This window comes from Streptomyces sp. NEAU-W12, assembly GCF_026242095.1.
Lineage (GTDB): Bacteria > Actinomycetota > Actinomycetes > Streptomycetales > Streptomycetaceae > Streptomyces.
Genome location: NZ_JAPJDM010000002.1, coordinates 178,833 through 201,933 on the forward strand (window position 1 = coordinate 178,833; position 23,101 = coordinate 201,933).

Genomic DNA, 23,101 nt, shown 5'->3' on the forward strand with positions numbered 1-23,101 from the left:
CCCCGGGGGCCCCGGGCCCCGGGCCCCCGGGGGGGGGCCGCCGGGGCCCGCGGGGCCCCCCACGGCGTGTGTGCGGGAGCCTCAGACGCGGCGGGCCGGGGAGAGGACCCGCTGGGCGGCCGCCACCACCGCCGCGTCGATGGAGCGGCCGTCGGACAGCGCCCGGGCGCCCTTCTCGCCGGCCGCCGCCTCGCCGACCGTCTCCGCCCGCTCGATCTCCTCCTCCGTGGGCAGGCAGACGCGCTCGATGACCGGCAGCTGACGCGGGTGAACGGCGGCGCGGCCCAGAAAGCCCAGGGCACGGCCACGGGCGCAGGAGGCGCGGGAGACCGTCCGGGTCGCGGATGTCGGGAGGGACGGACCGGGCGGGCGGGGCCGGACCCGCCGCCCGCGCGGCGACGACCACGCGGGAGCGGGACCAGTCGGGGCCCGCGTCCTCACGCACGCCCAGGTCGGTCCGCAGGTCCTCCTCGCCGATCGAGATGCCGCGCGGGGACGGGTGGGCGGTGGCCGCGTCGCGCGCACGCTCGATACCGAGGGCCGTCTCCGGCAGCGCGTACAGGGCGAGCCCGCCGCCGTGGGCGGACGCGGTCCGCCGTGCGACCCGGACGACGTCGGCGGGCGAGGACACCTTGGGCAGCCGCAGGCCGGCCAGGCCCCCGGCTCGACGGTCCGTGCCCGCGGGAGGGGTCCGGCTTCCCCGGGTGCCCGGCCTTGACGACCTCCGCGCCGGAGTCGCCGCGCCGGAGTCGCCGCGCAGGGGCGCGGCGAGAGGGCCGGCGAAGAGAGGGTGGCGAGGTCCAGGACGCGCAGGCCGGCCGCGAAGACGCCGTGCGGTGCCGCCCGCATCGCCGGCCCGTCGCTCCAGGCGTGGTGGTGCTGGGCGGAGGCCGGGGCGGCCGGCCCCCGGCGGAGGTTCTCCAGGGTGTCGCGCTCGCTGAAGCCGGTCCCGCGGAACCGTCCCTCCGCGCGGTCCGCGACCCACTCGTGCCAGGCCGCCCCGCCCTGTGCCGGGGTGAGGGCCGATCCGTGCCGGGCCGGCAGCAAGCCGGAGAGGATCGCGTACCCGGTGTCGTCCGTGCCCGCGGGGCGCTCCGCCGCGTACCCGGTGATGCGGCCCCACCGGGCGCGGGTCTCGGACGGCTTCATGTGCTCGGCCGGGGCCCCAGCGCGTCGCCGACGGCCAGGCCGAGCAGTGCGCCGCGTGCCCGTTCGCCGTGCCCGAGACAGCCCCCGGGCACGGGGCCGGGGGGAGGCGGGCGGTCGATGCCGTACGCGGCTCTCCTCCCAGGGGCGCCCCGGGAGGCGCGAAGCCCTTTGCGGAACCGTCCCCGGTGTGATGTCCGGCACAGCCCCACAGTCCTCGGTGTCACCCGGTCGACCTCTGCGCGGATCCTCCCGCACGCGAGCGGTGAGATGGACGAAACCGCAGGTTAGACCAGCCTTTCCTAGCTGGCGGCAAGGGATCCGGAGACGTAGATTGGGTCAAGTCGAGAAGTGGAAACTGTCTAAAACCGGGTCTGCTCAGCCGTGGTCGTCGGCGGCTTCGCAGACACTTTCGCGCACTTCCTGGGGACGGCATGGCGATCATCGAGACCGGGGCGACGCTGCACGAGGCGCACCGCGACAACCACACACACCGCGACGTCAGCGGCGGCTGGCTGCGCCCCGCCGTGTTCGGCGCGATGGACGGCCTGGTCTCCAACCTCGCGCTGATGACCGGCGTGGCCGGCGGCTCGGTCGGACAGCAGACCATCGTCATCGCCGGTCTCGCGGGCCTGGCGGCCGGCGCCTTCTCCATGGCCGCGGGCGAGTACACCTCCGTCGCCTCCCAGCGCGAACTCGTCGAGGCCGAGCTGGCCGTCGAGCGACGCGAGCTGCGCAAGCACCCCGAGGACGAGGAGGCCGAACTCGCCGCCCTCTACGAGGCCCGGGGCGTCGAGCCGGAGCTCGCCGCCGAGGTGGCCCGGCAGCTGTCGCGGGACCCCGAGCAGGCCCTGGAGATCCACGCCCGCGAGGAACTGGGCATCGACCCCGGCGACCTGCCCTCGCCCACCGTGGCCGCGGCCTCCAGTTTCGGCGCCTTCGCGCTCGGCGCGCTGCTCCCCGTCCTGCCGTACCTGCTCGGCGCGAGCGCTCTGTGGCCCGCCGTGCTGGTGGCACTGCTGGGGCTCTTCCTGTGCGGCGCGGTGGTCGCCAAGGTGACCGCGCGGACCTGGTGGTACAGCGGTCTGCGCCAGCTCGCCCTCGGTGGCGCGGCGGCCGGTGTGACGTACGCCCTGGGCACACTGCTCGGAACGGCCGTAGGATGAACCGGCCCGGACGACCGTGCTCGCACGGCCCGGTACCGCTGCCCCGACCGGGTGCCGGTACGGCGCCCGGTACGCGCCCGGCACGGACGAGCAGCCCCGGCGCCCCGGCTCCGCTTCCGCGCGAGGGGCCGCACAAGTAGCTGTTACCCGTTGGTTTCGACCGCGTGACGACGGGGCATGAGCCGAAAGCACTGTGGGCAATGAGGCCCACGGCGCAGCCGCGGGAGTGGGTGAAGACGCCCGCCCCCGCCCTCGGACCGGCGGGCACCGATCTGCCCGCCCCGGTCCCCCCAGCTTCCACCGCCAGGCGCGGAACCCCCGCCGCGACCTGCATGGTGTCCACATGGTGGAACGGGATGTCCCGCTTACCGGGAACCGATCCATCGTGTAACCTGCACGAAATTTTGCAGTCACGCAGAGGGCCAACGTCGTCCCTCGGCACTTTGCACATGCCACATGACGACGACGGGAGAGCCGATGCGTACGCCGCGCCAGCCGTCCCAGCATTCCGCGCAGGGCCAGAACTGGTCCTTCATGGATGCTCGCCCTGCCCCGCAGGGCCTGTACGACCCCCGCGACGAGCACGACGCATGCGGCGTCGGCTTCGTCGCCACTCTCACCGGCGAGGCGTCCCACACCCTGGTCGAGCAGGCACTCACCGTCCTGCGCAACCTGGAACACCGCGGCGCCACCGGCTCCGAGCCGGACTCCGGTGACGGCGCGGGCATCCTCTCCCAGGTCCCGGACGCCTTCTTCCGCGAAGTGGCCGGATTCGAACTGCCCGAGGCCGGCGCCTACGCCGTGGGCACCGCCTTCCTTCCCGCGGACGCCACCGACGAGACCGTCGCCCGCATCGAGGAGATCGCCGCCGCCGAGGGCCTGACCGTCCTCGGCTGGCGCGAGGTGCCCGTCGCGCCCGACCTGCTCGGCGCCACCGCCCGCTCCACGATGCCCGTCTTCCGCCAGATCTTCGTGACGGACCACGCGTCCCGGGGCATCGACCTCGACCGCACGGCCTTCGTGCTGCGCAAGCGCGCCGAGCGCGAGGCCGGCGTCTACTTCCCCTCGCTGTCCGCGCGGACCATCGTCTACAAGGGCATGCTCACCACCGGCCAGCTCGAGCCCTTCTTCCCGGACCTCTCCGACCGCCGCTTCGGCTCCGCGCTCGCACTGGTGCACTCCCGGTTCTCCACGAACACCTTCCCCTCGTGGCCCCTCGCACACCCCTACCGCTTCGTCGCCCACAACGGTGAGATCAACACCGTCAAGGGCAACCGCAACTGGATGCGCGCCCGCGAGTCCCAGCTGGCCTCCGACCGGTTCGGCACCTCCGCCGACCTCGAGCGGATCTTCCCCGTCTGCACCCCCGAGGCCTCCGACTCGGCGTCCTTCGACGAGGTCCTCGAACTGCTGCACCTCGGCGGCCGCTCCCTGCCGCACTCGGTGCTCATGATGATCCCCGAGGCGTGGGAGAACCACGGCTCCATGGACCCCGCACGCCGCGCCTTCTACCAGTACCACTCCACGATGATGGAGCCCTGGGACGGCCCCGCCTGCGTCACCTTCACCGACGGCACCCAGGTCGGCGCCGTACTCGACCGCAACGGCCTGCGCCCCGGACGCTACTGGGTCACCGACGACGGCCTCGTCGTCCTCGGCTCCGAGGTCGGCGTCCTCGACATCGACCCCGCGAAGGTCGTCCGCAAGGGCCGCCTGCAGCCCGGCCGCATGTTCCTCGTCGACACCGCCGAGCACCGCATCATCGAGGACGACGAGATCAAGGCCCAGCTCGCCGCCGAGCACCCCTACACCCAGTGGCTCGAAGCCGGCGAGATCCAGCTGTCCGACCTGCCCGAGCGCGAGCACATCGTGCACACCCACGCCTCGGTCACCCGCCGCCAGCAGACCTTCGGCTACACCGAGGAGGAACTGCGCGTCCTGCTCGCCCCGATGGCCAAGGCCGGCGCCGAGCCCATCGGCTCCATGGGCACCGACTCGCCCATCGCCGCCCTGTCGGACCGCCCCCGGCTCCTCTTCGACTACTTCACCCAGCTGTTCGCCCAGGTCACCAACCCGCCGCTGGACGCGATCCGCGAAGAACTGGTCACCTCCCTGCGCAGCCCGCTCGGCCCCCAGGGCAACCTGCTCGAACCGAGCGCCGCGGCCTGCCGCACCGTCGTCCTGCCCTTCCCCGTCATCGACAACGACGAGCTCGCCAAGCTCATCCACGTCAACGCCGACGGCGACCTGCCCGGCTTCAAGGCCGCCACCCTCTCCGGCCTCTACCGCGTCTCCGGCGGCGGCTACAGCCTCGCCGCCCGCATCGACGAGATCTGCGCCGAGGCCGACGCCGCCATCGGCAACGGCGCCCGCCTGATCGTCCTGTCCGACCGGCACTCCGACGCCGAGCACGCGCCCATCCCGTCGCTGCTGCTCACCGCGGCCGTCCACCACCACCTCATCCGCACCAAGCAGCGCACCCAGGTGGGCCTCCTCGTGGAGGCCGGAGACGTCCGCGAGGTCCACCACGTGGCCCTCCTCATCGGCTTCGGCGCCGCCGCCGTCAACCCCTACCTGGCGATGGAGTCCGTCGAGGACCTCGTCCGGGCCGGCACCTTCCTGCCCGGCATCGAGTCCGAGAAGGCCATCCGCAACCTCATCCACGCCCTCGGCAAGGGCGTCCTGAAGGTCATGTCCAAGATGGGCATCTCCACCGTCGCCTCCTACCGCGGCGCCCAGGTCTTCGAGGCCGTCGGCCTCGACGCGGAATTCGTCGAGAAGTACTTCCACGGCACCGCCACCAAGATCGGCGGCGTCGGCCTCGACGTCGTCGCGAAGGAGGTCGCCGCCCGCCACGCCAAGGCGTACCCCGCCACCGGCATCGCCTCCGCGCACCGCGCGCTCGACATAGGCGGCGAGTACCAGTGGCGCCGCGAGGGCGAACCGCACCTGTTCGACCCCGAGACGGTCTTCCGCCTCCAGCACTCCACGCGCTCCGGCCGCTACGACGTCTTCAAGCAGTACACCGACCGCGTCAACGAGCAGTCCGAGCGGCTGATGACGCTCCGCGGCCTCTTCGGCTTCACCTCCGGCCGGGGGCCGATCCCCCTCGACGAGGTCGAACCGGTCTCCGCGATCGTCAAGCGCTTCTCCACCGGCGCCATGTCGTACGGCTCCATCTCCCAGGAGGCGCACGAGACCCTCGCCATCGCCATGAACCAGCTCGGCGGCAAGTCGAACACCGGTGAGGGCGGCGAGGACCCGGAGCGCCTGTACGACCCGGCCCGCCGCTCCTCCATCAAGCAGGTCGCCTCCGGCCGCTTCGGCGTGACCTCCGAGTACCTGGTCAACGCGGACGACATCCAGATCAAGATGGCCCAGGGCGCCAAACCCGGCGAGGGCGGTCAGCTGCCCGGCCACAAGGTCTACCCGTGGGTCGCCAGGACCCGCCACTCCACGCCCGGCGTCGGCCTCATCTCCCCGCCGCCGCACCACGACATCTACTCCATCGAGGACCTCGCCCAGCTCATCCACGACCTGAAGAACGCCAACCCCCAGGCGCGCATTCACGTCAAGCTGGTCTCCGAGGTCGGCGTCGGCACCGTCGCCGCGGGCGTCTCCAAGGCCCACGCCGACGTCGTGCTCATCTCCGGCCACGACGGAGGCACCGGCGCCTCCCCGCTGACCTCCCTCAAGCACGCCGGCGGCCCCTGGGAGCTCGGCCTCGCCGAAACCCAGCAGACCCTGCTCCTGAACGGCCTGCGCGACCGGATCGTCGTCCAGACCGACGGCCAGCTCAAGACCGGACGCGACGTCGTCATCGCCGCCCTCCTGGGCGCCGAGGAGTTCGGCTTCGCGACCGCCCCGCTGGTCGTCTCCGGCTGCGTCATGATGCGCGTCTGCCACCTGGACACCTGCCCGGTCGGCATCGCCACGCAGAACCCGGTCCTGCGCGACCGGTTCGCCGGCAAGGCCGAGTACGTCGTCAACTTCTTCCGCTTCGTCGCCGAAGAGGTCCGCGAACTCCTCGCCGAACTCGGCTTCCGCTCCATCGAGGAGGCCGTCGGCCACGCCGAGGTCCTCGACGTCACCCGCGCGGTGAACCACTGGAAGGCACAGGGCCTCGACCTGGCCCCCCTCTTCCACGTGCCCGACCTGCCCGAAGGCGCCGTCCGCCACCGGACCGTCACCCAGGACCACGGCCTGGCGAAGGCCCTCGACAACGAGCTGATCAAACTCGCCGCCGACGCCCTCGCCGCCGACGGCGCGAGCGAGGCCCAGCCCGTACGCGCCCAGGTCCCCATCCGCAACATCAACCGCACCGTCGGCACGATGCTCGGCCACGAGGTGACGAAGAAGTTCGGCGGCGCCGGCCTGCCCGACGACACCATCGACATCACCTTCACCGGATCCGCCGGCCAGTCCTTCGGCGCCTTCGTCCCGCGCGGCATCACGCTGCGCCTGGAGGGCGACGCCAACGACTACGTCGGCAAGGGCCTGTCCGGCGGCCGGATCGTCGTCCGCCCCGACCGGGGCGCCGACCACCTCGCCGAGTACTCCACCATCGCCGGCAACACCCTCGCCTACGGCGCCACCGGCGGCGAGATGTTCCTGCGCGGCAAGGTCGGCGAACGCTTCTGCGTCCGCAACTCCGGCGCGCTCGTCGTCTCCGAGGGCGTCGGCGACCACGGCTGCGAGTACATGACCGGCGGCCAGGCGGTCGTCCTCGGCGAGACCGGACGCAACTTCGCGGCCGGCATGTCCGGCGGCACCGCCTACGTCATCGACCTCGACCGGGACAACGTCAACCCCGGACACCTGGACGCCGTCCACGAGCTCGACGACACCGACCGCGCCTGGCTGCACGACGTGGTGCGCCGGCACCAGGAGGAGACGGGCTCCACCGTCGCCGCCAAGCTGCTGGCCGAGTGGGACGGCCCCGACGGGGGCGCCGCCCGCTTCAGCAAGATCATCCCCAGTACGTACCAGGCAGTGCTCGCCGCCAAGGACGCCGCCGAGCGAGCCGGACTCTCCGAGTCCGACACCCACCGGAAGATGATGGAGGCGGCGACCAATGGCTGATCCGAAGGGCTTCTTGAACCACGGTCGCGAGGTCGCCACCTCCCGCCCGGTCACCGAACGCGTCAAGGACTGGAACGAGGTCTACGTCCCCGGCTCCCTGCTGCCGATCATCAGCAAGCAGGCCAGCCGCTGCATGGACTGCGGCATCCCGTTCTGCCACAACGGCTGCCCGCTCGGAAACCTCATCCCCGAGTGGAACGACTACGCCTACCGCGAGGACTGGTCGGCGGCGAGCGAACGCCTGCACGCCACCAACAACTTCCCGGAGTTCACCGGCCGCCTGTGCCCCGCTCCGTGCGAGTCGGCGTGCGTGCTCGGCATCAACCAGCCGCCGGTCACCATCAAGAACGTCGAGGTCTCCATCATCGACAAGGCGTGGGAGACCGGCGACGTCGCCCCGCAGATCCCCGAACGCCTCTCCGGCAAGACCGTCGCCGTCGTCGGCTCGGGACCGGCCGGCCTCGCCGCCGCCCAGCAGCTGACCCGGGCCGGCCACACGGTCGCCGTGTACGAGCGGGCGGACCGCATCGGCGGCCTCCTGCGCTACGGCATCCCCGAGTTCAAGATGGAGAAGCGGCACATCAACCGCCGTATCGAGCAGATGCGCGCGGAGGGCACCAAGTTCCGCACCGGTGTCGAGATCGGCCGGGACATGCCGGCCACCGCGCTGCGCAAGCGGTACGACGCCGTCGTCCTCGCCGTCGGCGCGACGACCGCGCGCGACCTGCCGGTGCCGGGCCGCGAACTGGCCGGCATCCACCAGGCCATGGAGTACCTGCCGCTGGCCAACAAGGTCCAGGAGGGCGACTACGTCGCCCCGCCGATCACCGCCGAGGGCAAGCACGTCGTCGTCATCGGCGGCGGCGACACCGGCGCCGACTGCGTGGGCACCGCCCACCGTCAGGGCGCCGCCTCCGTCACCCAGCTCGAGATCATGCCCCGCCCGAACGAGGAGCGCGACGCCCTCTCCCAGCCGTGGCCGACCTTCCCCATGCTCTACAAGGTCACCTCCGCGCACGAGGAGGGCGGCGAGCGGGTCTACTCCGTCTCCACCACCCACTTCGAGGGCGACGAGGACGGCAACGTGCAGTGGCTGCACCTGACCGAGGTCGAGTTCGTCGACGGCAAGCTCACCCAGAAGCCCGGCACCGAGCGCAGGATCCCGGCCCAGCTGGTCACCCTCGCCATGGGCTTCACCGGCACCGACCGGGACAACGGCCTGGTCGAGCAGTTCGGCCTGGAACTCGACGCGCGGGGCAACATCGCCCGCGACGCCGACTTCCAGACCAGCGTGCCGGGCGTCTTCGTCGCCGGTGACGCCGGACGCGGCCAGTCGCTCATCGTCTGGGCGATCGCCGAGGGCCGCTCCGCCGCCCGCGGCTGCGACCGCCACCTCACCGGGACGAGCGAACTGCACGCCCCGATCCGCCCGACCGACCGCTCCCTGATGGTGTGACCGGCCTGCCCGCACCCCACCACGCGGTCCGGACCGCACCGGCCCGGACCGCGCACGACGGGACCTGACGGTCCCCCACAGAGGTCCCGTACAAAGGCGTACGGAACAACAGGTGGCGCCTGCCCGCCAGTCCCCGACCGGACGAACCGGGCAGGCGCTGCCGCATGCCCCCGCGCGCTCCCCGCACGGTCGGGGAACCCGGAAGGTCTCAGGGAATCCGGAAGGTCTCCCCGTACACCTGCCACGTCAGCGGCGCGGACAGCTCCAGGTTCCCCTCCCGCAGGAACCGGCGCTGGGCGGTGTCGATCCGGGACGTGTCCGCGCCCGCGTCCCGCGCCAGCACCGCGGCGCGGCGCACCTCCAGGAACGCCTCCAGGTACGCTTTCTCACCGCCGCCCCCGCCCGGCGTCCTCGCCTCGCGCACAGCCTGCTCCCGGATGCCGTAGAAGCCCGCGGGAGAGGTGTCGGGGCCGTGCGTGACCATCGCGTCGTAGTACACGAACTGACCGAGCGTACCGAGGCCGTCGAGCTTCGCCATCCGCACCGCCGGCTCGAAGTAGACCCGGTCGCGCTCGGCCTCCTGGGCCGCCCGGAACGCCGGCACCTCCGCCTCGGCCCGCCAGGCGTCCGTGAAGCCCGGATCCAGACCCTCGTGCGAATCCGTGCCGTCCACCTCGCGCAGCGCCGGCAGATACCCCGCCAGACCGTTGCCCGGGTGGTCCTCGGTATAGCCCTCGACCAGGGCGAGCAGGTCGTGGGTGCCGGTGCAGAAACCGACGATGCCGGCCGTGTAGCCGTCCCCGTCACCGGCGTCCTCGATGACGCCGTAGGTCTCCCGCCAGCGCAGCGTCGAGTACTCGGCGCTCGCCAGGATCTGCTGGGCGAGCTCCTTCTTCGCCGGGTCGGCCAGCCCCGGCGGCCGGCTCGCCACCAGCCTGTCGTCCTCGGCCGACTCCGCGCGCTCCTTCGCCAGCTCTCCCGCGTGCGGTGAGGCGGACACGGCCGGGCCCCCGCCCACGGCCGCGCCGTCGGACCCCCCGGGCACCGACAGGTACACGGCCGTCGCCACCACGGGCACAGCCGCGATCAGCAGAGCCGAACGCTTCACCGGGAAACACCTCCACCCTTCAGTTCCGCCACCTTGACCACCGTCAGGACCACGAGCAGCCCGAGCAGCACCAGACACGCTCCCGCCTGCAGCACCATACGGCGCCTGCCCCTGGGCGCGTACGCGAAGGCCACCGCCACCGCACCGCCCGTCAGCAGCCCTCCGAGATGCCCCTCCCAGGACGTGGCCACCGCGGAGATCACCAGCCACAGCAACAGCCCGCCCATGAACCGGTTGACCACCCCCATGTCGGCGCCGATCCGACGGGCCAGCACGTAGTACCCCGCACCCAGCCCGAAGACCGCCCCGGACGCGCCCACCACGGAATCCTGCGGCGCCAGCAGCAGCACCAGCACCGAACCGCCCAGCGCCGACAGCAGATACAGCACGAGACAGTGCACCCGGCCCAGCATCGGCTCGACAACCCGGCCCAGGTTCCACAACGCCACCATGTTCATGATGATGTGCAGGATCCCGAACGTGCCCTCGGCGGGCGGCAGATGCAGGAAGGCACCGGTCAGCAACCGGTACCACTCCCCGGCCACCACGCCCTCCGGACGGAAACCCTCGAACAGCGGCCCCTCGACCCACAGATAGTGACCGCCGTCCGGCCCGACCAGCCCCGCCCCCAGCATCGCGAACCGGTCCACCACCTCCGGCAGCGCCAGCTCCGCCAGGTACACCACCCCACAGACGGCGATCAGCACGTACGTCACCACCGGCACCGCCGAGACACGGCCGCCGGCCACGGTACGGGCCTGCCGCACCGACCGCACGCCCTCCTTCACACAGTCCGGACACTGGTGGCCGACCGCCGCCTCACGCATGCAGTCCGGGCAGATGTACCGGTCGCAGCGCACACAGCGGACACGGCACTCCACCTTCGGGTGGCGGTAACAGGTGGTCACGGTGGACTCGGAATCCACGAGCCGGCTCCTAGCGAAGAACGGGACGGACGAGCCGGTGGGGACGGCGGCGAACAAAATAGCGAACAGTGGGGGAGCGTCGCGGAGGCGGGGTCGAGGTGCCGTACCCTCGGCGCCAGATTCCGGCGACCGAGAGGAAACGCGCATGGCCGCGATCAGCCCGACCAGGATCGAGGAAACCGCGCCCAAGCTGGTCAGCCTGTACAAGACCGCGGGACACGCCGTGTCCGGACACGGACTGGACGGCCTGCGCGCCGCGGTCTACCTCGTACTCGACCACTCAGGATCGATGAGGCCGTACTACAGGGACGGCAGCGTCCAGGCACTCGCCGACCGGGTGCTGGGCCTGTCCGCCCACCTCGACGACGACGGCATCGTCCCGGTGGTGTTCTTCTCCACGGACATCGACGCCGTCACCCACATCACCCTCGCCGACCACGAGGGACGGGTCGAACGCATCGCGGCCGGACTCGGCCACATGGGAAAGACCAGCTACCACCTGGCCATGGACGCCGTCATCGACCACTACCTCGACAGCGGAACGACCGAGCCGGCCCTCGTCGTCTTCCAGACCGACGGCGCCCCCGTCAACCGCCTCGCCGCACAGCGCTACCTGTGCAAGGCGGCGAAACTACCGCTGTTCTGGCAGTTCATCGGCTTCGGCGACCCCGACAGCCGCCAGTTCGACCACCTGCGCACACTGGACGACCTGGCCGTGCCGGACCAGCGGATCGTCGACAACGCCGGCTTCTTCCATGCGGGCACCGACCCCCGCAGGATGCCCGACACCGAACTGTACGACCGGCTGCTGGACGAGTTCCCCACCTGGCTGGCAGCCGCGCGGACGCGCGGGATCGTGCAGCCGTAGCGCGGCGGCCGCAGCCCGCACCCCGGACATGCGGCACAGCGGTGTCCTCCAGCAGCACAGCGGCCGCGGGCTCGGCCCGCACCCCGGGCACGCGGCACAACGACCGCCGACCGCGAACACCCGGCACCCCACCACAGCCCCGTAGGCTGGCTCCCCATGACCACCAGCAACACCGGCACCAGCGACGTCGACCCCGCGGTCCGCGAGGAACTCGCCGCGCTGCGCGACAGCATCGACAACATCGACGCCGCCGTCGTCCACATGCTCGCCGAACGCTTCAAATGCACCCAGCAAGTCGGCCGCCTCAAAGCCCAACACCGGCTGCCCCCCGCCGACCCGGCCCGCGAAACCCGCCAGATCACCCGGCTGCGCGCCCTCGCCGAGAACGCGAAACTCGACCCGGCCTTCGCCGAGAAGTTCCTCAACTTCATCATCGCCGAAGTGATCCGCCACCACGAACGCATCGCCGACGACACCACCAAGACCACCCCCACCGGCGCCCCGGCACCCACCACCGGCTGACCCCGCCCCCACACCGCGACGCGACACCACCACCACGACCTGCCGGGCCGACCCCCACCACACCCCTCCGCGTGCGCCCCCACGCCACCCGGCAGGCCCCCCGTGACGGCACTCACACGCCGCACGCTCCGCAGGCCCCGCACACCCCAAAGCCCCCGCACGCGGGCGCACATCCGGGACCCCGGCCCAGGCCCGGACATAAGCCGTGTACCGATCCGCCTCTGTGCCACACCACCGCCATCAGGCAGCATGGCCCGCATGTCCGTACTGACGCGCGACGAAGCGCAGAACCGAGCACAGCTCCTCCACGTCCACCGCTACGCGATCGAACTCGATCTCACCACCGGTGACGACACCTTCGACTCCCACACCGTGATCCACTTCACCGTCCTCGCAGACCAGGACACCACGGACAGCTTCGTCGAAGTCAAGCCCGCCGAGCTGCGCTCCGTCACCCTCGACGGACACCCCCTCGACCCCGCGACCCTCGACGGCAACCGACTGCCGCTCAAGGACCTCACCCCCGGCCCACACGAACTCCACGTCGACGCCGCCATGCACTACTCCCGCACCGGCGAAGGCATGCACCGCTTCACCGACCCCGCCGACGGCGAGACCTACACCTACACCCAGCTCTTCCTCGACGACGTCCAACGCGTCTTCCCGGCCTTCGACCAACCCGACCTCAAGGCCGTCTTCGACCTCACCGTCACCGCCCCCCCCACCTGGACCGTCCTCGCCAACGGCATCACCGAACACCTCGGCAACGGCCGCTGGAAAGCAGCAACCACCCCCCTCATCTCCACCTACCTCGTCGCCGTCGCCGCCGGACCCTGGCACTCCGTACGCACCGAACACCGCGGCCTCCCCTTCGGCCTCCACTGCCGCCGCTCCCTCGCCCCCCACCTCGACGCCGACACCGACGAACTCCTCGACATCACCCGCGCCTGCTTCGACCGCTACCACGAGAAATTCGCCGAACCCTACCCCTTCGACTCCTACGACCAGGCATTCGTCCCCGAATTCAACGCCGGCGCCATGGAAAACCCCGGCCTCGTCACCTTCCGCGACGAATTCGTCTTCCGGTCCGCCGTCACCGACACCCAACGACAGACCCGAGCCATGGTCATCGCCCACGAAATGGCCCACATGTGGTTCGGCGACCTCGTCACCCTCACCTGGTGGGACGACATCTGGCTCAACGAGTCCTTCGCCGAATACATGGGCTACCAGATCACCGCCGAAGCCACCCGCCACACCGACACCTGGACCGACTTCGGAGTCACCCGCAAACCCTGGGGCTACGACGCCGACCAACGCCCCTCCACCCACCCCGTCGCCCCCGAAGACGTCCAGGACACCGCCTCCGCCCTCCTCAACTTCGACGGCATCTCCTACGCCAAGGGCGCCTCCGCCCTGCGCCAGCTCGTCACCTGGCTCGGCCAGGACGCCTTCCTCACCGGCATCAACACCCACATCGACCGCCACAAGTTCGCCAACGCCACCCTCACCGACTTCATCGACTCCCTCGCCACCGCCACCGACCGCGACGTCCACGCATGGGCCAACGCCTGGCTCACCACCACCGGAGTCGACACCCTCACCCCCGAACTCCACACCGAACACGGCCAGTGGCACCTCACCGTCCAACACGAACCCAGCCCTCCCCACCCCTCCGAACCCGCCCCCACCAAGGACCACGACAGCCGCACACACCCCACCACCCCCACACCGGACACCAGCACCCGCCCCCACCGCATCACCCTCGGCCTCTACGACCACGACCTCCACGACCCACGCGGCCTCACCCCCCGCAAACACCTCGACATCGACCTCCCCACCACCGACACCATCGCCCTCGGCGCCGCCGGCCCCCGCCCCGCCCTCCTCGTCCTCAACGACGGCGACCTCACCTACGCCAAAATCCGCTTCGACCACGAATCCACCCACACCCTCCGCACCCGCCTCTCCGGACTCCCCGACCCCCTCACCCGCGCCGTCGTCTGGAACGCCCTCCGCGACGCCGTCCGCGACGGCGAACTCCCCCCCACCGACTACCTCGACATCGCCCGCACCCACCTCCCCCACGAAACCGACCTCGCCCTCGTCCAGGGCGTCCTCACCTTCGCCACCACCCACATCACCGGCCGCTACGTCACCCCCGGCGGGCGGCCCGCCGCCCTCGCCACCCTCACCGACCTGTGCCGCGACCTCATCCGCCGCACCGAGGACGGCGACAACCCCAGCCTGCGCCTCATCGCCGTACGCCACCGCATCGACACCGCCGTCCATCCCCACACCATCGCCGCCTGGCTCACCGAGGGCACCGTCCCCGGCGGCCCCGAACTCGACCCCGAACTGCGCTGGCGCATCCTCACCCGGCTCGCCGTCCTCGACGCCACCGACGAAGCCGCCATCACCGCAGAACTCGCCAACGACCCCAGCGCCGCCGGCCAGGAAGGCGCCGCCCGCTGCCGCGCCGCCCTGCCCCACGAAGACGCCAAAAACCGCGCCTGGGACGCCATGTTCCACACCGACGACCTGTCCACCTACCTCTTCACCGCCACCGCCCAGGGCTTCTGGCAACCCGAACAGGCCGACCTCACCCGCCCCTACGTCGCCCGCTACTACAAGGACGCCGTCGCCCTCGCCGCCCGCCGCGGCCCCGCCATCGCCGAAGCCGCCGGCCACTGGGCCTTCCCCGCCCACGCCGCCGACCCCGAAACCCTCCGCCTCGGCCAGAAATGCCTCCGCAAGGCCGGCCCCACCCCCGCCCTCCGCCGCAAACTCGTCGACCAGCTCGACGACCTGGCCCGCGCACTGCGCATACAGCAGACACAGGCATAGACCGGCAGGCGCACCGCACAACCGGGGGTGCCGCACCACGCGGCACCCGGCCCGCGAACCGGTGTGCTCACCGGAGCACCCGGTCGCGCAATTCAACACCTGCCCATAACCATTCATGACCAGTCCGCCGAACGGTTACATGCGACCTGATCGCTACCCACCGGTAAGCCCTAGGCTCACACCATGCGCCGAGCAAAAATCGTCTGCACACTAGGGCCCGCCACCCACACGTACGACCAGATCAAAGACCTGGTCGACGCCGGAATGGACGTAGCCCGGTTCAACCTCAGCCACGGCACCCACGCCGAACACGAGGAGCGCTACCACCGGGTCCGAAAAGCAGCCGACGAAACCGGCCGCAGCGTCGGCCTCCTCGCCGACCTCCAAGGCCCCAAAATCAGACTCGGCCACTTCACCGAAGGACCCGTACTCCTCGAACGCGGTGACACCTTCACCATCACCGTCGAAGACGGCACCCAAGGCGACCGCCACACCTGCGGCACCACCCACGCAGGCCTCGCCGACGACGTCACCACCGGCGAACGCATCCTCGTCGACGACGGCAGAGTCACCCTCCGGGTCGACGCCGTCGACGGCCCCCGCGTCCACACCACCGTCATCGAAGGCGGCATGGTCTCCGACCACAAAGGCCTCAACCTCCCCGGCGTCGCCGTCTCCGTCCCCGCCCTCTCCAAAAAAGACGAGGACGACCTCCGCTGGGCCCTGCGCACCGGCTTCGACACCATCGCCCTCTCCTTCGTACGCAGCGGACACGACATCAAAGACGTCCACCGCATCATGGAAGAAGAAGGCCGCCGCCTCCCCGTCATCGCCAAAATCGAAAAACCCCAAGCCGTCCAGAACCTCGACGACATCGTCGCCGCCTTCGACGGCATCATGGTCGCCCGCGGAGACCTCGGCGTCGAAATGCCACTCGAACAAGTCCCCATCGTTCAAAAGCGCGCCATCAAACTCGCCAAACGCAACGCCAAACCGGTCATCGTCGCCACCCAAATGCTCGACTCGATGATCGACAACGCCCGCCCCACCCGCGCCGAAGCCTCCGACGTCGCCAACGCCGTCCTCGACGGCACCGACGCCGTCATGCTCTCCGGCGAAACCAGCGTCGGCAAACACGCCCTCAGCACCGTCCTCACCATGGCCCGCATCGTCGAAGCAGCCGAAGAAGACCTCCTCACCAAGGGCCTCCCACCCCTCACCGAAACCAACAAACCCCGCACCCAGGGCGGCGCCGTCGCCCGGGCCGCCGCCGAAATGGGCGACTTCCTCGACGCCACCCACCTCGTCGCCTTCACCCAGTCGGGCGACACCGCCCGCCGCCTCTCCCGCTACCGCTCGCCCATCCCCCTCCTCGCCTTCACCCCCGACCCCGCCACCCGCTCCCGGCTCAGCCTCACCTGGGGCGTGGAGACGTTCCTCGGCCCCCACGCCGAATCCACCGACGCCATGGTCGACCAGGTCGACGAACTCCTCCTGGCCTACGGCCGCTGCAAGAAGGGCGACATCGTCGTCATCACCGCAGGCTCCCCACCCGGCGTCTCCGGCACGACCAACCTCGTCCGCGTCCACCGCATCGGCGAGGACGACAGCCCCAAGTGACCCGACCGGGGCCCCGGTTCAGTACTTGGGGCCCACGTGGAGATCCATCAGCGCGACGGACGCCTTCTTGGCGACCGAGATGTTGAACGGCACACCGTCACGCGTGCACTGCGTCCACTCGACGCCGAGGCGATCCAGGGTGTCGGTGTAGAGGGCCCGGATGTCGTCGGACTTGTTGGAGAAGAAGTACCGGGGATACTCGTAGCGCTTCCGCTCACCACGCACCATGCGCGTGGCCCAGTTCGTCATCCGGCACCCGTCGGAGTGGATGAGCCCCCGAACGAACTCCCAGGGGTGGTTGCCGACAAGTTCCTGTTGCCAAGGCTTGAGGGCAATCAGCCGCTGGTGCTTTTGCCGGGCCCGTGCTGAGGGAAGAGGCACTGGATGTGCTTCGAGTAGAGCTTGATCTCACGGCAGCCCTTACGGCGCACTCGGCAGACCGAGTTGTTGGGGAAGACGGACCGCATGGCGCTCTCGCAGGTCTCCATGAGCCCGGGCCACGATTCGGCGCACACGACGGAGAGGCTTGGCGTCCGCATGGAACGGTTCTGGACGATATGACCGTCGCCGAGATAGAGCCCCAGCAGGTAGACGTAGGCCACCTCGTCCAAATCGCCCTCACAGCGCGGGCAGACCGACTGGTGGGCTCCTGGGCACTCGCCGCGCTTGGCGCGATCCAGATGCTTCCAGTAGCTGATCGTCCCTACCGGGACGCTGAGGTCCCGGGCCACTTCGGTATTCTTTGCGCCGCCGCGCAGGAGTGTCAGGGCCTTCTGTCGCACCTGTGTGTCATGGACGTACATGGAACCACTGTCGAGTGCCGTCTACGGCGACACGCAGGAGATGGCCCAGGTTCACGAGAACGTGGACATCTGTTTTCCCGTGTGATCCTGGGAATCGAAGGAAAAGTGCCCCCGGTCGGACTCGAACCGACACTGTATGGGTTTTGAATCCATTGCCTGCTGCCAATTGGGCTACGGGGGCCTGGGAAACGAAGGCTGGCGGTCACCCGCCGTGCCCCCACCTTACCGCAGCTAGGTACGCTCTTGTCAGCAGTACCGGCCTGCCCCGCACCAAGGAGCCCCACGTGAGCGTCCCCGAGTCGCCCCAGCCAGTAGACGCGTCCGACGACGACAAGTCGCACGTGCCTCCGATGACGACGCGCGTCGTCATCGCCGAGGACGAGGCGCTGATCCGGCTCGATCTCAAGGAGATGCTGGAGGAGGAGGGGTACACCGTCGTCGGTGAGGCCGGTGATGGTGAGCGGGCGGTGGAGCTGGCCCGTGAGCACCGTCCTGATCTGGTGATTCTCGATGTGAAGATGCCGAAGCTGGATGGTATCTCGGCGGCGGAGAAGATCGCTGAGGAGAGTATCGCGCCGGTGTTGATGCTGACGGCGTTCTCGCAGCGTGATCTGGTGGAGCGGGCGCGGGATGCGGGGGCGATGGCGTATCTGGTGAAGCCGTTCTCGAAGAGTGATGTGGTGCCGGCGATCGAGATGGCGGTGTCGCGGTTCACGGAGTTGCGGGAGTTGGAGCGTGAGGTCGCGGATCTGAGTCTGCGGTTGGAGACGCGGAAGTTGGTGGATCGGGCGAAGTCGGTGTTGCAGACGGTGTACGGGTTGTCGGAGCCGGCGGCGTTCCGGTGGATTCAGAAGACGTCGATGGATCGGCGGATGTCGATGCAGCAGGTGGCGCAGGCGGTTATTGACGACGCGGCGGAGAAGAAGGCGTCGAAGGGGTAGGTGTCGGTGGTGTTGTTGAGGCCCGTGTCCCTGGTGGGGGGCGCGGGCCTCGGTGTTGTGTCGGGTGGGGTGGGTCAGTCGACGCCGAGGTAGGCGTTGCGGACGGATTCGTCGTGGAGGAGGTCTTGTCCGGTTCCGGAGAGGACGATGGTGCCGACTTCCATGACGTGGCCGTGGTCGGCGAGGGAGAGTGCGGCTTGGGCGTTCTGTTCGACGAGGAGGATGGTGGTGCCCTGGGCTTTGAGTTCGGTGATGGTGGCCATGATTTTCTGCATCATGATCGGTGAGAGGCCCATGGAGGGTTCGTCGAGCATGAGGAGTTTGGGCTGGGACATGAGGGCTCTGCCCATGGCGAGCATTTGTTGTTCTCCGCCGGAGAGGGTTCCGGCGGCCTGTTTGCGGCGTTCTCCGAGGATGGGGAAGAGGTCGTAGGCGCGTTGGATGTCTTTTTCGATTCCGGTTTTGTCGGTGCGGAGGAAGGCGCCGAGGCGGAGGTTGTCCTCGATGGTCATGCGGGGGAAGATGTGTCGGCCTTCGGGGGAGTGGGCGAGGCCGTGGGAGACGATTTCGTGGGCGGGGATTTTTTTGAGGGATTTTCCGTTGAATTTGATGTGGCCGCCGGTGGGCTTGAGGAGGCCGGAGAGGGTGCGGAGGGTGGTGGTTTTGCCTGCCCCGTTGGTTCCGATGAGGGTGACGACTTCGCCGGCTTCGACCTTGAAGGATATGCCTTTGACGGCTTCGATTTTGCCGTAGGCGACTTTGAGGTCTTCGACTTCGAGGAGTGCGGTCATCGGTCGTTCTCCTTGCCGGGTGCTGCGTCCGTGGTGGTTTCGGCTGCGGCTTCGGCGGCTCCGACTTCGGCTGCTTCTTCGGTGCCGGGGTCGTTGTCGAGGGGTTCTCCGAGGTAGGCGGCGATGACGCGTTCGTCGGCCTGGACGGTGGTGGCGTCGCCTTCGACGAGTTTTTGTCCTTGGACGAGGACGGCGACGCGGTCGCAGAGGTTGAAGATGAAGCGCATGTCGTGCTCGATGACGAGGATGGCGATGCCCATGTCGCGGATGGCGAAGATGAGTTCTTCGGCGGCGCGGGTTTCCTGGGGGTTCATGCCGGCGGTGGGTTCGTCGAGGAGCAGGAGGCCGGGTTCGCTGGCGAGGGCGCGGGCGATTTCGAGTTTGCGTTGTTCGCCGTAGGGGAGGTTGCGGGAGAGGTGGTCGGCTTTGTCGGCGAGGCCGACGAAGTCGAGGAGTTCCATGGCGCGTTCGCGTGATTTTGTTTCGGCTTTGTGGAAGCGGGGGCCACGGAGGAGGGCGGACCAGAGGCCTTCTTTGGTGCGGGTGTGGCGGCCGACGAGGACGTTTTCCAGGACGGTCATGTTGTTGAAGAGGCGGATGTTCTGGAAGGTGCGGGCGATGCCGGCGGCGGTGACTTTGAAGGATTTGGGGGGGAGGATGTCGCCTTTGTAGCGGACTTCGCCTTCGGTGGGGATGTAGAGGCCGGTGAGGCAGTTGAAGAAGGTGGTTTTTCCGGCGCCGTTGGGTCCGATGAGGCCGACGATTTCGCCGCTGTTGACGGTGAGGTCGACGTCGCGGACGGCGGTGAGGCCGCCGAATCGCATGGTGACGCCGCGGGCGTCGAGGACGGTTTCGCCGGGGGTGGTGCCGGTGGGGGTGTTCGTGGTGGTGGTGTCGGTAGTCATGGTGGTCAGGCCCCTGCCTTGCTGAGGACTGTGGGTGGTTCGGCCTCTTCGTGGAATTCGAGCTGTCGGCGCCGGTTGGGGATGAGTCCTTCGGGGCGGAAGCGCATGAGGAGGACGAGTGCGAGTCCGAAGGCGAGGAGTTGGTAGTCGCCGAGGAACTGGAGTTTGGCGGGGATGAGGTAGAGGAGTGCGGCGCCGACGAGGGGTCCGCTGATGGTGCCCATGCCGCCGAGGACGACGGCGGCGAGGAGGAAGGCGCTGTTGGGTGGGACGACGTGGGCGAACTGGTATTGCTCGGGGGTGACGGTGTAGGTGACGTGGGCTTGGACGGTGCCGGCGAGGCCGGCGAGTGTGGCGCCGAGGGCGAAGGCGATGAGTTTGACGCGGAAGCCGTTGATGCCCATGGCGAGGGCGGCGGTTTCGTCTTCGCGGATGGCTACCCAGGCTCGGCCGATGCGGGAGTCGCTGCTGCGTCGGAAGACGATGACGACGATCAGCGTGATGAGGAGCATGAGCAGGAAGTAGTTGGCGAAGCGGCCGATGGTGAAGCCGGCGATGCTGTGTTCCTGGCCGAAGTCGAAGCCGAGGATGTTGAGGTTGGGGATGGAGGAGATGCCGTTGGAGCCGTTGGTGATGTCGGGTCCGGAGGTGCCGTCGGTGTTGAGGACGGCGATGCGGAAGATTTCGCCGAAGCCGAGGGTGACGATGGCGAGGTAGTCGCCGCGGAGGCGGAGGGTGGGGGCTCCGATGAGGACGCCGAAGACCATGGCGACGGCTGCGCCGAGGAGGGCGCTGAGCCAGAAGGGGAGGTGGATGTCGAAGGGGCTGGAGGGGCTTCCGGAGACCATGGCGGCGGTGTAGGCGCCGACGCCGAGGAAGGCGACGTATCCGAGGTCGAGGAGGCCGGCGAGGCCGACGACGATGTTGAGGCCGAGTGCGACGGTGGCGAAGATGAGGATGTAGACGCCGATGGTGGCGTACTGGTCGTCGGACTGGGTGAAGGGGAAGGCGGCGGCTGCGGCGAAGGCGCCGAGGAGGGTGACGTTGCGGTGTTCGGCGGTGATGGCGGAGATGCGGTTGATGAGCCCGGCTTTGGTGAGGGCGGCGAAGCCGAAGCCGGCGGTGATGAGGAAGCCGATGAAGAGTTCGTCGTATTCGGTGCCGATGCCGTAGGTGAAGACGATCAGGGCGAGGGCGAGGGCGGCGACGATGATGAGGATTTCGGCGTAGGCGGGCAGTTCGCGTGCGGGCCGGGTGCGGCCGGTGGCGATGGATGCGCGCAGGACGGTGATGTTGTGCCGGGTGGTGTGGCGGAATTTTTCCCATCCGCTGTCGTCGGGGTCGTGGGGGTCGGGTGCGGGTCGTTCGAAGGGGAGGGCGTGGGCGCCGAGGAGGGTGGTGAGGGTGGTGAGGGCTGCGATCCAGCCGCCGGGTTCGAGGTTGACGATTCCGCCGAGGTTGATGCTGATGGCGGTGACGGTGTACCAGGTGGTGGCGAAGGTGCCGGTGGCGGCGAGTTTGAGGGCGCTGTCGGCTCCTGCGGGGGTGAGCCACTGGAGGCCTTTGGTGCCGTAGGAGGCGAGGCCGAGGAGGGTGGTGAGGAGGCCGCCGACGAGGACGAGGACCTGGAGGCCGCCGGGGTAGCCGTAGTAGGTGAGGTCGCCGGGGAATTCGCTGGTCCAGGTCCAGGCGAGGAAGGTGGAGAGGGTGGTGAGGGCGGCGCCGCCGGTGGCGAGGGCGCGGCCGGTGTGTGGGGGTATGCCGATGAGGCCTGTGGGAGTGTGGGTGGTGGGGGTGTCGGGGGTCTTGGGGGTGGTGGTGTGTGTGGTCATCGGTGTCACGCCCTGTCCGCGACGCGCTCGCCGAGCAGGCCTTGGGGCCTGAAGAGGAGCACGAGGATGAGGAGTACGAACGCCCAGACGTCGGCCCAGGACTGGCTGCCGAACTGGTTCATGCCGGGGATGTCGGAGATGTAGGCGGTGGACAGGGCTTCGGCGATGCCGAGGACGAGGCCGCCGAGCATGGCTCCGTAGATGTTGCCGATGCCGCCGAGGACGGCGGCGGTGAAGGCTTTGAGTCCGAGGATGAAGCCCATGCGGAAGTCGATCTGGCCGTATTTGAGGCCGTAGGCGACGCCGCCGACGGCGGCGAAGACGGCGCCGAGGGCGAAGGCGACCACGATGATGCGGTCGGTGTTGATGCCCATGAGTTTGGCGGTGTCGGGGTCCTGGGCGGTGGCTTGCATGCCGCGTCCGGTGCGGGTGCGCATGACGAAGTAGCCGAGGATGGCCATGCTGAGGGGGGCGGCGCAGAGGACGAAGATGTCGCCGGTCTGGATGGTGACGGGGCCGATGTCGAAGGGGCCGCCGGGGATGCTGGGGAAGGTGTGGGCGGATTTCGCGTCGGGGTACCAGGCCCATACGGCTTGCTGGAGGGCGAGGGAGAGGCCGATGGCGGTGATGAGTGGGGCGAGGCGTGGGGCGCCTCGGAGGGGCCGGTAGGCGAACCGTTCCGCTCCGACGGCGACGGTGGTGGAGACGAGCATCGCGCCGATGATCATGAGGGGGAGGGCGATGAGCATGGAGGTGCCGTCGGGCAGGATGTAGAGGTAGACCGTGAGTGCGCCGAAGGCTCCGGTCATGAAGATCTCGCCGTGGGCGAAGTTGATGAGCTGGACAATGCCGTAGACCATTGTGTAGCCGAGGGCGACCAGCCCGTACATGGATCCCAGTAGCAGGCCGTTGACCAGCTGCTGCGGCAGTTCGTTCACCGCATGTCCTCCGAGACGTTCGGAATGTTCGACGGATGGGGCCGGATGCGAGCCGCGGGGGGCGGCCGGGGGGGGGGGGGGCCCCCCGGGGGGGGGGGGGGGGGCGGGGGGCCGGGGGGGGGGGGGCGGCGGGGGGGGGCCCCCCCCCGC

Annotated in this window: 14 protein-coding genes, 1 tRNA gene and 3 pseudogenes; 8 read left to right on the top strand and 10 right to left on the bottom strand. The window is 69.8% G+C overall.

What is annotated here, in order from left to right; genetic code table 11:
• Positions 1–81: 81 nt before the first annotated feature.
• Positions 82–868: pseudogene (locus ORI94_RS03050) on the bottom strand (aldolase/citrate lyase family protein).
• Positions 814–1,268: pseudogene (locus ORI94_RS03055) on the bottom strand (ADP-ribosylglycohydrolase family protein); the annotation flags it as partial. The pseudogenes ORI94_RS03050 and ORI94_RS03055, both read right to left, overlap by 55 nt.
• A gap of 312 nt (positions 1,269–1,580) precedes the next feature.
• Here ORI94_RS03055 and ORI94_RS03060 point away from each other — a divergent pair.
• The 3 genes from ORI94_RS03060 (at position 1,581) to ORI94_RS03070 (ending at position 8,850) form a co-directional block, all read left to right on the top strand.
• Positions 1,581–2,312, top strand: a complete 732-nt coding sequence (locus ORI94_RS03060) for a VIT1/CCC1 transporter family protein (protein ID WP_266072124.1) — start codon at positions 1,581–1,583, stop codon at positions 2,310–2,312.
• A gap of 477 nt (positions 2,313–2,789) precedes the next feature.
• Complete coding sequence (gene gltB, locus ORI94_RS03065) at positions 2,790–7,394, top strand: glutamate synthase large subunit (RefSeq protein ID WP_266072537.1); 4,605 nt, start codon at positions 2,790–2,792, stop codon at positions 7,392–7,394.
• On the top strand, positions 7,387–8,850 hold the full coding sequence (locus tag ORI94_RS03070; protein ID WP_266072125.1) for a glutamate synthase subunit beta: 1,464 nt from the start codon (positions 7,387–7,389) through the stop codon (positions 8,848–8,850). The genes gltB and ORI94_RS03070 overlap by 8 nt, the downstream gene beginning before the upstream one ends.
• Positions 8,851–9,058: 208 nt before the next feature.
• On the opposite strand, the gene ORI94_RS03075 is transcribed toward ORI94_RS03070, so the two are convergent.
• Both ORI94_RS03075 and ORI94_RS03080 read right to left on the bottom strand, forming a co-directional pair.
• Positions 9,059–9,958 carry a chitosanase gene (locus ORI94_RS03075; RefSeq protein WP_266072126.1) on the bottom strand — a complete coding sequence of 300 codons (900 nt, stop codon included), beginning with the start codon at positions 9,956–9,958 and terminating at the stop codon, positions 9,059–9,061.
• Positions 9,955–10,884: a rhomboid family intramembrane serine protease gene (locus ORI94_RS03080; RefSeq protein WP_266072127.1), complete on the bottom strand. Its 930-nt coding sequence runs from the start codon at positions 10,882–10,884 to the stop codon at positions 9,955–9,957. Before ORI94_RS03080 ends, ORI94_RS03075 begins: the two co-directional genes overlap by 4 nt.
• A 145-nt stretch (positions 10,885–11,029) precedes the next feature.
• Here ORI94_RS03080 and ORI94_RS03085 point away from each other — a divergent pair, with 145 nt between their 5' ends.
• The 4 genes from ORI94_RS03085 (at position 11,030) to pyk (ending at position 16,741) form a co-directional block, all read left to right on the top strand.
• A complete protein-coding gene (locus ORI94_RS03085; protein WP_266072128.1) occupies positions 11,030–11,752 on the top strand; it encodes a vWA domain-containing protein in 723 nt (240 codons plus the stop codon).
• Between the two features lie 156 nt (positions 11,753–11,908).
• Positions 11,909–12,274: a chorismate mutase gene (locus ORI94_RS03090; RefSeq protein WP_266072129.1), complete on the top strand. Its 366-nt coding sequence runs from the start codon at positions 11,909–11,911 to the stop codon at positions 12,272–12,274.
• Between the two features lie 249 nt (positions 12,275–12,523).
• Complete coding sequence (gene pepN / locus ORI94_RS03095; protein ID WP_266072130.1) at positions 12,524–15,121, top strand: aminopeptidase N; 2,598 nt, start codon at positions 12,524–12,526, stop codon at positions 15,119–15,121.
• Between the two features lie 183 nt (positions 15,122–15,304).
• Positions 15,305–16,741 (top strand): pyruvate kinase, encoded by a 1,437-nt coding sequence (gene pyk / locus ORI94_RS03100; RefSeq protein ID WP_266072131.1) that lies wholly within the window; start codon positions 15,305–15,307, stop codon positions 16,739–16,741.
• Between the two features lie 18 nt (positions 16,742–16,759).
• Here the strand turns inward: pyk and ORI94_RS03105 are convergent.
• Both ORI94_RS03105 and ORI94_RS03110 read right to left on the bottom strand, forming a co-directional pair.
• A pseudogene (locus ORI94_RS03105) lies at positions 16,760–17,544 on the bottom strand (helix-turn-helix domain-containing protein).
• Between the two features lie 106 nt (positions 17,545–17,650).
• Positions 17,651–17,725 (bottom strand) — tRNA-Leu (locus ORI94_RS03110).
• A gap of 103 nt (positions 17,726–17,828) precedes the next feature.
• On the opposite strand from ORI94_RS03110, the gene ORI94_RS03115 reads away from it, so the two are divergent.
• The gene (locus ORI94_RS03115; RefSeq protein WP_042166083.1) at positions 17,829–18,485 is read left to right on the top strand and encodes an ANTAR domain-containing response regulator; all 657 of its coding nucleotides are present in this window, start codon (positions 17,829–17,831) and stop codon (positions 18,483–18,485) included.
• 74 nt (positions 18,486–18,559) lie between these two features.
• On the opposite strand, the gene ORI94_RS03120 is transcribed toward ORI94_RS03115, so the two are convergent.
• The 4 genes from ORI94_RS03120 to ORI94_RS03135 are packed head-to-tail and all read right to left on the bottom strand — an operon-like array spanning position 18,560 to position 22,951.
• Positions 18,560–19,276, bottom strand: a complete 717-nt coding sequence (locus ORI94_RS03120) for an ABC transporter ATP-binding protein (RefSeq protein WP_042166085.1) — start codon at positions 19,274–19,276, stop codon at positions 18,560–18,562.
• Positions 19,273–20,181, bottom strand: a complete 909-nt coding sequence (locus tag ORI94_RS03125; protein ID WP_266072132.1) for an ABC transporter ATP-binding protein — start codon at positions 20,179–20,181, stop codon at positions 19,273–19,275. The genes ORI94_RS03120 and ORI94_RS03125 overlap by 4 nt, the downstream gene beginning before the upstream one ends.
• A 5-nt stretch (positions 20,182–20,186) precedes the next feature.
• Positions 20,187–22,013 (bottom strand): branched-chain amino acid ABC transporter permease, encoded by a 1,827-nt coding sequence (locus ORI94_RS03130; protein ID WP_266072133.1) that lies wholly within the window; start codon positions 22,011–22,013, stop codon positions 20,187–20,189.
• A 5-nt stretch (positions 22,014–22,018) separates the two neighbouring features.
• Positions 22,019–22,951: a branched-chain amino acid ABC transporter permease gene (locus ORI94_RS03135; RefSeq protein WP_266072134.1), complete on the bottom strand. Its 933-nt coding sequence runs from the start codon at positions 22,949–22,951 to the stop codon at positions 22,019–22,021.
• Between the last annotated feature and the right edge of the window lie 150 nt (positions 22,952–23,101).

Coding starts and splice junctions, on each gene's coding strand:
- ORI94_RS03060 (WP_266072124.1), top strand. CDS start 1,581: ATGGCGATCATCGAGACCGGGGCGACGCTGCACGAGGCGCACCGCGAC.
- pepN (WP_266072130.1), top strand. CDS start 12,524: ATGGCCCGCATGTCCGTACTGACGCGCGACGAAGCGCAGAACCGAGCA.
- pyk (WP_266072131.1), top strand. CDS start 15,305: ATGCGCCGAGCAAAAATCGTCTGCACACTAGGGCCCGCCACCCACACG.
- ORI94_RS03070 (WP_266072125.1), top strand. CDS start 7,387: ATGGCTGATCCGAAGGGCTTCTTGAACCACGGTCGCGAGGTCGCCACC.
- ORI94_RS03130 (WP_266072133.1), bottom strand. CDS start 22,013: ATGACCACACACACCACCACCCCCAAGACCCCCGACACCCCCACCACC.
- ORI94_RS03090 (WP_266072129.1), top strand. CDS start 11,909: ATGACCACCAGCAACACCGGCACCAGCGACGTCGACCCCGCGGTCCGC.
- ORI94_RS03120 (WP_042166085.1), bottom strand. CDS start 19,276: ATGACCGCACTCCTCGAAGTCGAAGACCTCAAAGTCGCCTACGGCAAA.
- ORI94_RS03085 (WP_266072128.1), top strand. CDS start 11,030: ATGGCCGCGATCAGCCCGACCAGGATCGAGGAAACCGCGCCCAAGCTG.
- ORI94_RS03125 (WP_266072132.1), bottom strand. CDS start 20,181: ATGACTACCGACACCACCACCACGAACACCCCCACCGGCACCACCCCC.
- gltB (WP_266072537.1), top strand. CDS start 2,790: ATGCGTACGCCGCGCCAGCCGTCCCAGCATTCCGCGCAGGGCCAGAAC.